Here is an 11,891-nt window from a genome sequence, read left to right on the forward strand (position 1 = left end):
ACGAGCGCGGGGCCGCGAGGTGCCGCCCGCCGCGGCAGCGGCTGATGTCACAGCGGCGTCGGGAGCCCGGCATGATCCACACGACACCCCCTAGCTCCGGGCCGATCGCCCCCAAGCACCATTCGGCCTGCCGCGTCAACTCACGCACGGTCCGTGACGCCAGGTGATCTAACATCTGGCAAGTGCCGCGCTCACATGTACACCTCGCCGAGGCCGCTCCCGACGGGGAAACCCTGAGCGCCCTGCTCCGCCGCTACGACCGGGCCGGTGAGCCGGTGTCCTGCGACCCCCTCACCGAGGGCCTGCTCAACCGCGGCTACCGGCTCGCCACCACCCGCGGCCGGTTCTTCCTCAAGCACCACCTCGACGGCGACCGCACCGCCATCGCCCGCCAGCACCGGGCCACCCAGCGGCTGGGCGCGCTCGGCCTGCCGGTCGCCCCGCCGGTCCCGGACGCCCACGGCCGCACCGTCGCCGTCATCGGCGGCCGCTGCTACGCCCTCCACCCCTGGGTCGACGGGCGGCACCGCGACGGCGCCGCGCTGACCACGCCCCAGTGCTGGGGTCTTGGCGGGCTGCTGGGGTTCGCCCACACCTGCCTGGAGCAGGTCATGCGGGCCCGGGCCTGCGACCGCGAGCCGCCGGAGCCCGCGGCCGACCCCGAGGACACCTTCGCCGTCATAGGCGAGCTGCTGGCCCTGGTCCGCGGCCACCGGCCGCGCGACACCTTCGATGAACTGGCCGAGCACCGGCTGACCGAGCGCCGCGCGCTGCTGGAGCGGCACGCCCACCGCCGCCCGGAGGCGGACGCGATCCCGGCCACGGGATGGGTGCACGGCGACTTCCACCCGCTGAACCTGCTCTACCGGGACACCGAACCGGCCGCGATCGTCGACTGGGACCGGCTGGGCGTGCAGCCGCGCGCCGAGGAGGCCGTACGCGCCGCCGCGATCTTCTTCGTACGCCCCGGCGGCACCCTGGAGCTGACCAAGGTCCGGTCCTACGCCCGGGCCTACCGCCGCATGGCGGGCGCCGGGGCCGCCGAGATGGCCGCGGCCGTGCACCGGGTGTGGTGGGAGCGGCTCAACGACTTCTGGATGCTGCGCTGGCACTACCAGCGCGGCGACCACCGCGCCGATCCGCAGTTCCCGGCCGCGGCCGCGCTGGTGGTGTGGTGGACGCGGGAGTACGAGGCGGTCCGCGACGCCTTCTGCGGCTGAGGCGCGCGCTGTGCCGTGCTCATGCGTCTGCCCCGGCACCGCTCGCGCGGGGCCGGGGCAGTCATGGTCATGGGACGAGGTCAGCCGAGGCCCTCGCCGCTCGGGAGCCCGCCGCCGGTCGGCTCGCCGCTGCCACCTTCGTCGGGCGGCGTCGCCCCGCCGTCGTCGGGCGGCGTGGTCGGGCTGTTGCCGTCGTCCGGCGTGGTCTCGGTGTCCGTCGGGAGGCCGGTCGGGCCGCTGGTCGGCTCGTTCGGCACCCCGGGATTGCTGGGCTGCCCGGTGTACGAGGGGCCGGTCGGGTCCTGGGACGGGGTGTAGTCGCCCGTACCGCCGGTGGAGTCGTCGCTCGCCGGCGGCGTCGTCGTCTCCTCCGTGGGCTCCTTGCTCGGCTCCTTGGTCTCCTTCTGCGCGGTCGACGACGGGTTCTTGCTGGGCTGCTTGCCCTTGTCGTCGTTGCCGCCGTAGTTGAGCGCGAACGCGACCCCGACCGCCACGGCGATCACGGCGAGCGCCGCGATCAGCCACAGCTTGCCGCGGCCACCCCGGCGGCCCCGGCCGGAGCCCCCGTCGTAACCGCCGTCGTAGCCGCCGCCGTCGCCCACGCCGGGCACGGCCATCGGCTGCTGGGAGGTGTCACCGTGCCCGGGATGCGGCATCGCGGTCGTCCCCGCCATGCCCATCGCGCCCGTGGAGCCGCCGAGGTGCTGGGTGACCGGCCCGGTGTTCCAGACCCCGGTGTGGCCACCGGCCTCCTGGAGCATCTGCAGCGCGTACTGGACCAGTCCGCGCATCTCCTCGGCGCTCTGGAACCGGTCGTCCGGGTCCTTCGCGAGCGAGCGCATCACCAGGCCGTCCAGCTCCGGCGGAACCGTGCCGCCCGAAATTTCGGACGGTGGTACCGGAGTGTCCTGAACATGCTGATAAACGACCGAAAGAGGAGTCTCACCGGTGAACGGCGGGCGCAGCGCGAGGAGTTCGTACAGCAGACACCCGGTCGCGTACAGGTCGGAGCGGTGGTCCACGGCCTTGCCGAGCGCCTGCTCGGGCGAGAGGTACTGCGGGGTGCCCATGACCATGCCGGTCTGGGTCATGGTGGACTGCGCGCCGTGCAGGGCGCGGGCGATGCCGAAGTCCATCACCTTGACCGCGCCGCTGTTGGTGATGATCACGTTCGCGGGCTTGATGTCACGGTGCACGATGCCGTGCTGATGGCTGTAGGCCAGCGCCTCCAGCACCCCCGAGACGATGATCAGCGCCTGGTCCGGCGGCGGCGCCTCGGCGTTCAGCAGCAGGTCGCGGATGGTGTGCCCCTCGACCAGCTCCATCACGATGTAGGGCACGGTGCTCTGGCCGACGACGTCCTCGCCGGAGTCGTACACCGCGACGACCGCGTGGTGGTTCAGCCCCGCGACGGACTGTGCCTCGCGGGTGAAGCGGGCCTTGGACACCGGGTCCTCGGCCAGGTCGGCACGGAGCAGCTTCACCGCGACCGTTCGGCCGAGCCGGATGTCCTCGGCGGCGAAAACCTCCGCCATGCCGCCTCGGCCCAGGCGACCGGTGAGGCGGTAGCGGCCATCGCCCACCAGCCCACCGTTTCCCCACGCCTCGGGCACATCGGACATTCCGGACCCGGTGGCCTCAGGTTCTGAAGGCCCCTGAGCGCTCTGGGTCTGTGCCATCGGTCCTCGCCGTCTCGGTCTAGGTGGGGGTCTGGTCGAGATCGCCCCGCCCGCGGGCGGTACGGTTCCTGCCTAGGCACGCTACAGCCTTCGCGCCGCGCATCGGTTCGTGATGGACCGGCCATCAAACCTGTTGACGGTGAAGTGTTGCAAATCGCGTGACGGGTTCTTGAGCATCCGGTCACGGAACGGGCACGTGGCTTGACGTGTCCGTGGCCTGGGGCAGACTTGGCCACGATATCCGGAACACGAAGATCATGGCGTCGAAACGTGCGGGTCTGAACGGTGAGTGCGCCGAGGGGGAAGTACACCATGAGCCAGCACGGCGCACCTGGTCGCTACCAGGGCAGTTCCCTGGCCGGCGGCCGTTACCAATTGCGGGACCTGCTCGGCGAGGGCGGCATGGCGTCGGTGCACCTCGCGTACGACTCCGTGCTGGACCGCCAGGTCGCGATCAAGACGCTGCACACCGAGCTGGGCCGTGAGCAGTCCTTCCGCGAGCGCTTCCGCCGCGAGGCCCAGGCCGTGGCGAAGCTCACGCACACCAATATCGTCTCGGTCTTCGACACCGGCGAGGATTCGGTCGACGGCACGCTCATGCCGTACATCGTCATGGAGTACGTCGAGGGGCATCCGCTGCGTTCGGTTCTCGACGCCGATGTCCGGCAACACGGCGCGATGCCGACCGAAAAGGCGCTGAAAATCACCGGTGATGTTCTGGCGGCGCTGGAGATCAGCCACGAAATGGGGCTGGTTCACCGCGACATCAAGCCCGGTAACGTGATGATGACCAAGCGTAATGTGGTCAAAGTCATGGACTTCGGCATCGCCCGCGCCATGCAGTCCGGGGTCACCTCCATGACCCAGACCGGCATGGTCGTCGGCACCCCGCAGTACCTCTCGCCCGAGCAGGCGCTGGGCCGTGGCGTGGACGCCCGCAGCGACCTGTACTCGGTCGGCATCATGCTCTTCGAGCTGCTGACCGGCCGGCTCCCCTTCGACGCCGACTCGCCGCTCGCCATCGCGTACGCGCACGTGCAGGAGGAGCCGGTCGCGCCCTCCTCGATCAACCAGTCCATCCCGCCCGCGGTGGACGCGCTGGTCGCCCGCGCCCTGAAGAAGAACCCGAACGAGCGCTTCCCGACCGCCGAGGCCATGCGCGACGAGTGCGCCCGCGTCTCCCGCACCGGCCAGACCGGCGCGGCCCCGATCATCATCACCGGCGGCCCGCCCGCCACCAGCGGCTCCGGCGTCGGCGCCGCGGTCTTCCCGCCCGTCGGCCAGCAGACCCCCGCCCCCGGCCCCGGCAGCGTCCAGACGCCGTACCAGCCGCAGGCCGGAGCGGGGCAGTACGGCGCCTTCGGCCCGTCCACCCCGCCGCCGCCGAGCCAGCCGGTGGGACAGCCGGTGGGTCAGCAGCCCTACGGCACCCCCGCGTCCCCGTACCAGGGCGGCCACGGCCCGCACACCCCGCCGCCGTACAACATCGCGCCCGCCCCGGCCCACTCGCCGGGGTCGCCGGGCTCCGCGGGCGGTGGCAACAGCAACAAGCGCGTGATCATAGGCTCCGCCGTGGTGGCCGCGCTCGCGGTCCTCGGCGTCATCGTGGTCGTCGCCCTCAACGGTCCGGGCGACGGCGGCAAGAAGGACGAGAGCAAGGGCGGCGGCGACAAGAAGACCTCCGCGCCCCCGTCGACGGCCGCCGCGGGCTTCCGCATGGGCGACAAGACGAAGACGATCGACCCGGCCAAGTGCAAGGACGCGTACGAGAACAGCGACGAGAAGGGCACCTACAGCGTGCCCGACTTCCAGAACCTCTACGTCGACTCGGTGAAGAAGTGCATCCGGTCCGCGGGCTGGAAGTACCGCGTCACGACCCAGGACGAGAACCTGTGGGGCAAGGGCACGGTCCTCAACTACACGTACCGCAACTACGAGCCGTACAACCCGGACACCGACACCATCGAGCTGACGGTCTCCACCGGTAATCCGGGCTGAGGCAGCACTCCCTTCTTACTGCTCCTGCTGGTCGTGGAATCCGGTGCGCCAGGTCGGGTGGAGGGGGCGCCAGCCCAGGCGGTGGGCCAGGGTGTTGTCGGCGCCGCGCGCCCAGCCCTCCCGGCCGGGCCCGGCGGGCGGCGGGGCCGGGGTGCCGAGGGCGGTGGCGAGCGCGGGCAGCCAGTCGCGGGCGGGCGCCGGTTCGTCGTCCACCACGTTCACCGCGCCGCTCGGCCAGCCCAGCGCCGCGACCGCGGCCCGGGCGGCGTCCGCCACGTGCACGAACGAGCTGATCGCGTCGTCCGCCACCACCTGCCCCACCATCGCAGCCCCCGGCCGCGCACCGGGCCCCTCCAGGGGCGCGCCCCGCAGTACGGCGTCCAGCGCCCCGCCGGGCGCGTACCAGGTGCCCGGGCCGTAGAACGTGCCGTAGCGCAGCACCACATGCGTCTCGATCTCGGCCACCGCTTCCTCCAGCGCCCGCAGGCTGCCCACCATGGCGGCGCGCGGCGGCGGGGCGGCCAGGTCGAGCGGGGTGGACTCGACGGCCGGGGTCGCGCCCGGTTCGTACGCCCACGAGATGGACTGGGCGACGATGCGCCGCACCCCGGCGCGCAGCGCCGCGTCCACCAGGTGCCGGGTGCCCTCCCGGCGGATCCGCCCGTTCTCGGCGCGGCTGCCGCCCGCGAGGGCGGTCAGCTGGTGGATCACCGCGTCCGGGGCGGCGTCCGCGACCGCCCGCTCCACGCTCGCGGCGTCGAGGACGTCCAGCGGCACGGCCGTCGCGCCCCGGGCACGCAGCCGCTCGGCGCCCCCGGCGGTGCGGGCGGTTCCGGTGACCTGGTGCCCGTCCGCGACGAGCAGGGGGACCAGGAGGCGGCCGACGGCGCCGGTCGCCCCGGCGAGGAAGATGCGCATGCGGTCGACCTTAGGGGGTGTCGGACCACTGTCAGGGGCCAATGCGGGGGCGGGGGCGTGGGCCACTTCGCCGAGCCTGCCCGCGCGAACGGCGGGCCGCCCCGGACCTTCCGGTCCCGGGGCGGCCCGCCTGGGGTGTGTGCGCCTCCGCTACAGGTACGGGCCCGAGCGGGCGCCGCCGTGCTCCGGCCCCATCCCCGGGGCCTCCTCGCCGCCGACGCCCGGGGGCAGCGCCCTGCGCATCTGCTCCAGCTGCGCGCGGGCGGCCATCTGCTGGGCGAACAGCGTCGTCTGGATGCCGTGGAACAGCCCCTCCAGCCAGCCGACCAACTGCGCCTGGGCGATGCGCAGTTCCGCCTCGGTCGGAATCGTCTCCTCCGTGAAGGGCAGCGACAGCCGCTCCAGCTCCCCGATCAGCTCGGGAGCGAGACCGTCCTCCAGCTCCTTGACCGAACTGGCGTGGATCTCCTTCAGACGCGCGCGGCTCGCCTCGTCCAGAGGTGCCGCGCGGACCTCCTCCAGCAGCTGCTTGATCATGCTTCCGATCCGCATGACCTTCGCGGGCTGTTCGACCATGTCCGTCACGGGAACCTCGCGCGACTCGTCGTCACCACTGCCATCGCCAGGAGTGACACCGCCGAGCGCCATGCCGTCCGGACCGACGACCAGGACGTGCGGGCTCTCCTGCGATCGTTCGTTCATCGGCTGGTTCATACCCCCATTGTTCCGCACCGGCACCTCCGGGGGAGGCCGCGGGTGCCCCGGGCCCCGGGAACCGGGCCCTCCGCGTCCTCGGCGACGGTCCTCAGCGACGCCGTAGCCGCAGGCCGAGGAAGGCCAGCCCGAGCCCCAGACCGGCCAGCGCCAGCCCGGTGCCCAGCGGCAGCACCCGCATGATCCGGTCCCCGGGCTCGGCGGCGGTCCGTCCGGTGGCGTACGGACGATCATCCTGGGGCACCTCCCGCGCCCCGCGCCGCTCCCGCTCGTGCGGGAGCCGAAGCGAGGTGGGCGTCCAGTCCGGGACCGGCGGCAAGCCCGGATCCGCCTGGTCCCGTCCGCTCGGGCCCGTCTGCGTGGGCGTGGGGTCGGGGGAGGTGGCGGGCGCCGCGCTCCGGCCGGGGTGGGCCCGGCCCTCCCCGGCGTGGGTCCCCGCCAGACCGCCGTCGTCGGCGCGCGCCACCGGCTGCGGGGCGGCGAGCAGGGCGGCGCCCGCCAGCAGGGCCGTCGCGGGCAGGGTACGGAGTGCGGGGTTCACCGGCCTCACGGGATGAGGGTCACACAGCGGGACGGTGCGGGCATTCCGGGCGCGGCCGAACAGGCCACGTCGGCCGTCGCCACAGGCCGCGCCCGGGAACCGCCCGCGCTCAGACCGTCAGCAGCACCTTGCCGACATGCCCGCTGGACTCGATCCACCGGTGGGCCTCCGCGGCCTCCCGCATCGGGAGCGTACGGTCCACGATCGCGCGGACCCGGCCGCTGCCGATCAGCGGCCAGACATGCTCCCGTACGGCCGCGACGATCGCCGCCTTCTGGGCGAGCGAACGCCCCCGCAGCCCGGTGGCCGTCACCGCGCCGCTCTTGCCCAACAGCTTGACCAGGTTCAGCTCGGCCTTCGCCCCGCCCTGCAGACCGATGATCGCCAGCCGTCCGTTGACGGCCAGCGCGTCCACGTTCCGGTCCAGGTACTTTGCCCCGACGATGTCCAGGATGACGTCCGCCCCGGCGCCGTCGGTGGCCGCGCGGACCTCCTCGACGAAGTCCTGCTCCCGGTAGTTGATCAGCACATCGGCCCCCAGCTCCCGGCAGGCCGCCAGCTTCTCCGCCGACCCGGCCGTGACCGCCACCCGCGCCCCGGCCGCCTTCGCGAGCTGGATGGCCATGGTGCCGATGCCGCTCGAACCGCCGTGCACCAACAGCGTCTCGCCCGGCCGGAGATGGGCGATCATGAAGACGTTCGACCATACGGTCGCGGTCACTTCGGGCAGTCCGGCGGCGGTGACCAGGTCGACGCCCTCCGGGACCGGCAGCAGCTGCCCCGCGGGGACCGCCACCTTCCCGGCGTACCCGCCGCCCGCCAGCAGCGCGCACACCTCGTCGCCCACCGTCCAGCCGCTGACGCCGGGGCCCAGCTCCACGATCCGGCCCGAGCACTCCAGGCCGGGGTATTCGGGGGCGCCGGGCGGCGGCGGATAGTGGCCCTGCCGCTGCATCAGATCGGCGCGGTTGACGCCACTGGCCACGACCTCGACGAGGACCTCCCCCTCGCCGGGCACGGGATCGGGCACCTCCGTCCACTGCAGTGCGTCGGGGCCGCCGGGTTCAGGAATGGTGATCGCATGCATGGCCGCGAGGCTACTCCTGGGGCAGCGGCGCGCGAACGATGGTGATCAGCCGGTCGGCGGCCTGCAGCGGGCTCGCGTCGGCGTCGTCGTACGCCAGCAGCCGGTGCCCGCGCCGTACGGACACCACGAGGTCGTCCGTGTCCCGCACCGACCTGCCCACCTCGGACTTCACCACCGTGCGCTCCACCAGGTCCAGGCCGCTGCCCTGCTGGATCAGGTCCTCGATCACCGCGCCCGCGGTCGGCGACTGCACGCTCAGCCCCAGCAGCCGTCCCGCCGCGCTCGCGCTCGTGATCACGGCGTCCGCGCCGGACTGGCGCAGCAGCGGCGCGTTCTCCTCCTCACGGACCGCCGCCACGATGTTGGCGCTCTTGTTGAGCTGCCGCGCGGTCAGCGTGACCAGCACCGCCGTATCGTCCCGCTGGGTCGCGATCACGAACTGACGGGCCCGGTGCGCCTCCGCCCGCAGCAGCACGTCGCTGCGGGTCGCGTCCCCCACCACGCCCGCGAACCCCTCCGAGGTCGCGGACTCGATCACCTTGTGGTTCGGGTCGACCACCACGACCCGGCCCTTGGGCAGCCCGCCCGCGCAGAGCGTCTGGACGGCGGACCGGCCCTTGGTGCCGAAGCCGACGACGATGGTGTGATCGCGCAAGGCGGACCTCCAGCGGTTCAGGCGGTATTGCTCGCGGGTGCGCTCGGCGAGGACTTCGAGCGTGGTGCCGACCAGGATGATCAGGAACAGCACGCGCAGCGGGGTGACCAGCAGGATGTTGGTGAGCCGGGCGCTGTCGCTGTGCGGGACGATGTCGCCGTAGCCGGTCGTCGACAGCGTCACGGTGGAGTAGTAGACGGAGTCGAGGAAGTCGACGTTGTCGTCGGCGTTGTCGTGGTAGCCGGACCGGTCCAGGTAGACGATCAGGACCGTCAGCACCAGGACGAGCAGCGCCAGCAGCAGCCGGCGGCCCACCTGGCGCAGCGGGCCGTCCGGATAGCGCGGCAGCTGTACGCGGTGGCCGGTGTCCTCCGGTGGCGTACGGGCCGCCGCGTCATGACTGGGCAGCTTCACGCGTGGCCCTCCTGGGTGCGTATGCCATCGTCGTCCTCCTGGCTCCCACCGCCGGTCCGGTGGGGCTCACCGTGCTCGCCGGTCCTGCTCGACCAGGGCAGTTCCAGCACCTCGACCTGCGCGCCGCGCCCGGCCCCGCCCGGCGGGATCACCGCGAGACCGTCCGCGACCGCGACGCCGCGCAGCATCGCCGGGCCGCTGAAGCGCAGGGGCCGCGCCTCGTCGTACCGGAACGCCACCGGCACCAGCCGGGTGTCGTGCGGATGCCCGCTCACCGCCTCGGCCAGCGAGGCCGGGTGGCGCTCGGGCGCGGGGCGGCCCGTCAGCGTCCGCAGCAGCGGCTCCGCGAGCGTCAGCAGCCCCGATACGGCGGCCAGCGGATTGCCCGGCAGGCCGACCAGGTGTCGTTCGGGGCCGAGCCGGGCCAGCAGCATCGGATGGCCCGGCCGCACCTCCACCCCGTCGACCAGCAGCTCGGCCCCCAGCCGGTGCAGCGTGGGGTGCACATGGTCCACCGGGCCCGCCGCCGTGCCGCCCGTCGTGACCACCAGGTCCGCGCAACAGCCGTCGAGCGCCTCGTACAGCGCGTCCGCCTCGTCGGACACCCGGCGGGTGCCGGACACCTCCGCGCCCAGCGCCCGCAGCCACGGCCCCAGCATGGGCCCCAGCGCGTCCCGGATACCGCCCTCGCGGGGCGGCCCCCGCTGCAGCAGCTCGTCCCCGAGGACCAGCACCTCCACCCGCGGCCTGCGGACGGTCGCCACCTCGTCGTATCCGGCGGCGGCCGCGAGCCCCAGCACGGCGGGCGTGACGCGGGTGCCCGCGGGCAGCAGCTGATCGCCGCTGCGGCACTCCTGGCCGCGCGGCCGGATGTCCTGCCCGAAGCCGACCGGCCGGGGGGCCTTCGCCGCGTACAGCCGGCCGTCCCCGGTGTCCGCGCCGTACTCCGTCCGCAGCACGGCGGTGGCGCCGGGCGGGATCCGGGCGCCGGTGGCGATCCGCACGGCGTGCCCGTCGGACAACGGCTCCACCGCACCGGTGCCCGCCAGGATCCCGCGCCCCGTACGGCCCCCCGTGAGCTGCCACGGTCCGGGCCCGGCGAGGGCCCAGCCGTCCATGGCGGACGTGTCGAACGGCGGCAGATCGGTCAGCGCGGTGAGGGGTTCGGCGAGGACGTGGCCGAGCGCGTCGTCCAGCGCCCGCGGGACCGGCGCCGCCTTGGCGACGGCCCTGGCGGGGGCGCGGGCGGCGATGCGGCGGGCGTCGGGCCAGGGGGTCGGGGGGGTCTCGGGTGGTGCGGTCTCCTCGGGTGCCAGCTTCCGGGGGGCGGGTTCCGCGGCGGCGCCCTTCCCGGGGGCGCGCTTTCCGGCGGCGGGCTTCCCGGACGCGGGCTTCCCGGCGGCGCGCTTCCCGGACGCGGGCTCTCCGGGGGCGGGCTCTCCGGGGGCGGGCTCTCCGGGCGCGGCCTTGCTGCCGGGCTCGGGGCCGTCCGGGTGCGCGTCGGGCGCGGGGGTGGGGGCGGGCGCGGGTGCGTGGTCTCCGGCCGGTGGCACCGGCCGGAGGCTCGGGGGCGGCCAGCCCAGCGCCTCGTCCGGCTCGTCCTCCGGCGCCGCCTGGGGCTCGGGGACGCCGTGGCGGATCGTGCGCACCACGCTGGGCGGGGGCCAGCCCAGCTCGGGGTCCGGTTCGTCCGGCGGTCGCGGGGCCCGTGCGGCGGTGGCCTTCTCGTTGGCCAGGGCCAGGGCCTCGTCGACCTGCCGGTCGAGCTTGTCGGCGTCCCCGGGACGGGGGTCCCGTCGTGTCATTCCTCGTCAGCCCAACGCGCCGCCAGGGCCGCCGCCTTGCGGCTGGCGGCGGCCAGGGCCTCGGGGCCGCCGCCCTGCTGCGCGGCGGCATAGCCGACGAGGAACGTGGTCAGCGGGGCGGCGGGCCGGGCGACACCGTGCGCGGCGTCCCGGGCCAGGTCGAGGAGGGCGGCGGTGTCGACATCGAGGTCGAGACCCAGTTCCGCTTTGACTGCGGCAATCCATTCTTCCAGCACCCGTCCATGCTCCCTGATCCGCGCACGGGCTGTCGTGATGTCCTCCCAGGTGTCGCAGTCGAAGGACGCGGTGGCGTGCGGGATGTGGTGAAGGCTCAGCTCACTGGTGAGCAGCCGGAGCGGCAGCCCGCCGAGGCCGCCGTGCTCGGTGGCGAGCAGGGCGATCTCGCGCCGCAGCGGTTCGGCGCGGTAGGCGGCGACGAGGGGCTGCTGGCGCCCGTCGGGATCGACGAGCACGGCACCGTCGGCCTGCCCGAGCCCGCCGAGCAGGGCCTGCACGGTCTCCCCGGTGAGGAACGGCAGATCGGCGGAGAGCAGGAGCACGACGGGCGCGGTGGTCCCCCGCACGCCCGCGTCCACGGCCGCGACCGGCCCGCCCCCGGGCGGCTCCTCCCGCGCCCACCGCACGGGCCGCTCGGTGGGCCGGCGCGGCCCGACGACCACGGTCCGCCCGGCTCCCCGGCACGCCCCCAGCACCCGGTCCAGCAGGGCCCGCCCGCCCACGCGCAGCGCGGGCTTGTCCACGCCGCCGAGCCGCCGGGCGGCGCCCCCGGCCAGGATCACCGCGTCATACGTCACCCCCCGAGTATGCCGGTAGGGGGTGTCCTGCCGACCACGCCCGGC

The 11,891-nt window shown here is 74.2% G+C and carries 10 protein-coding genes; 2 read left to right on the top strand and 8 right to left on the bottom strand.

Translation table 11 applies throughout. From position 1 onward, the window contains the following. The first annotated feature begins 182 nt into the window (after nt 1–182). Nucleotides 183–1,220, top strand: a complete 1,038-nt coding sequence (locus tag ABZ562_RS37095) for a phosphotransferase (RefSeq protein ID WP_361488677.1) — start codon at nt 183–185, stop codon at nt 1,218–1,220. Between the two features lie 80 nt (nt 1,221–1,300). Here ABZ562_RS37095 and ABZ562_RS37100 read toward each other — a convergent pair whose 3' ends face one another. Then, nucleotides 1,301–2,899, bottom strand: coding sequence for a protein kinase (locus ABZ562_RS37100; RefSeq protein ID WP_361488680.1), 1,599 nt, complete (start codon nt 2,897–2,899; stop codon nt 1,301–1,303). 312 nt (nt 2,900–3,211) lie between these two features. On the opposite strand from ABZ562_RS37100, the gene ABZ562_RS37105 reads away from it, so the two are divergent. Beyond that, complete coding sequence (locus tag ABZ562_RS37105) at nt 3,212–4,897, top strand: protein kinase (RefSeq protein ID WP_361488683.1); 1,686 nt, start codon at nt 3,212–3,214, stop codon at nt 4,895–4,897. Nucleotides 4,898–4,912: 15 nt separating this feature from the next. Here ABZ562_RS37105 and ABZ562_RS37110 read toward each other — a convergent pair whose 3' ends face one another. From ABZ562_RS37110 to ABZ562_RS37140, 7 genes are all read right to left on the bottom strand, one after another. Further along, nucleotides 4,913–5,815, bottom strand: a complete 903-nt coding sequence (locus tag ABZ562_RS37110) for an NAD(P)-dependent oxidoreductase (RefSeq protein ID WP_361488686.1) — start codon at nt 5,813–5,815, stop codon at nt 4,913–4,915. Between the two features lie 150 nt (nt 5,816–5,965). Then, on the bottom strand, nt 5,966–6,529 hold the full coding sequence (locus tag ABZ562_RS37115) for a bacterial proteasome activator family protein (RefSeq protein ID WP_361488689.1): 564 nt from the start codon (nt 6,527–6,529) through the stop codon (nt 5,966–5,968). Between the two features lie 91 nt (nt 6,530–6,620). After that, entirely contained in the window at nt 6,621–7,070 is a 450-nt protein-coding gene (locus ABZ562_RS37120) for a hypothetical protein (RefSeq protein ID WP_361488692.1), read from the bottom strand. A 109-nt stretch (nt 7,071–7,179) separates the two neighbouring features. Next, the gene (locus ABZ562_RS37125) at nt 7,180–8,157 is read right to left on the bottom strand and encodes an NAD(P)H-quinone oxidoreductase (RefSeq protein ID WP_361488694.1); all 978 of its coding nucleotides are present in this window, start codon (nt 8,155–8,157) and stop codon (nt 7,180–7,182) included. Nucleotides 8,158–8,167: 10 nt separating this feature from the next. Beyond that, nucleotides 8,168–9,226, bottom strand: coding sequence for a potassium channel family protein (locus tag ABZ562_RS37130; protein WP_361488696.1), 1,059 nt, complete (start codon nt 9,224–9,226; stop codon nt 8,168–8,170). Beyond that, nucleotides 9,223–11,031: a molybdopterin-binding protein gene (locus ABZ562_RS37135; protein WP_361488699.1), complete on the bottom strand. Its 1,809-nt coding sequence runs from the start codon at nt 11,029–11,031 to the stop codon at nt 9,223–9,225. Before ABZ562_RS37135 ends, ABZ562_RS37130 begins: the two co-directional genes overlap by 4 nt. After that, entirely contained in the window at nt 11,028–11,846 is an 819-nt protein-coding gene (locus tag ABZ562_RS37140) for an NTP transferase domain-containing protein (protein ID WP_361488702.1), read from the bottom strand. Before ABZ562_RS37140 ends, ABZ562_RS37135 begins: the two co-directional genes overlap by 4 nt. Nucleotides 11,847–11,891: the final 45 nt, after the last annotated feature.

This window comes from Streptomyces sp. NPDC019937, assembly GCF_040631655.1.
Lineage (GTDB): Bacteria > Actinomycetota > Actinomycetes > Streptomycetales > Streptomycetaceae > Streptomyces.

Coding starts and splice junctions, on each gene's coding strand:
- ABZ562_RS37100 (WP_361488680.1), bottom strand. CDS start 2,899: ATGGCACAGACCCAGAGCGCTCAGGGGCCTTCAGAACCTGAGGCCACC.
- ABZ562_RS37105 (WP_361488683.1), top strand. CDS start 3,212: ATGAGCCAGCACGGCGCACCTGGTCGCTACCAGGGCAGTTCCCTGGCC.
- ABZ562_RS37110 (WP_361488686.1), bottom strand. CDS start 5,815: ATGCGCATCTTCCTCGCCGGGGCGACCGGCGCCGTCGGCCGCCTCCTG.
- ABZ562_RS37115 (WP_361488689.1), bottom strand. CDS start 6,529: ATGAACCAGCCGATGAACGAACGATCGCAGGAGAGCCCGCACGTCCTG.
- ABZ562_RS37125 (WP_361488694.1), bottom strand. CDS start 8,157: ATGCATGCGATCACCATTCCTGAACCCGGCGGCCCCGACGCACTGCAG.
- ABZ562_RS37135 (WP_361488699.1), bottom strand. CDS start 11,031: ATGACACGACGGGACCCCCGTCCCGGGGACGCCGACAAGCTCGACCGG.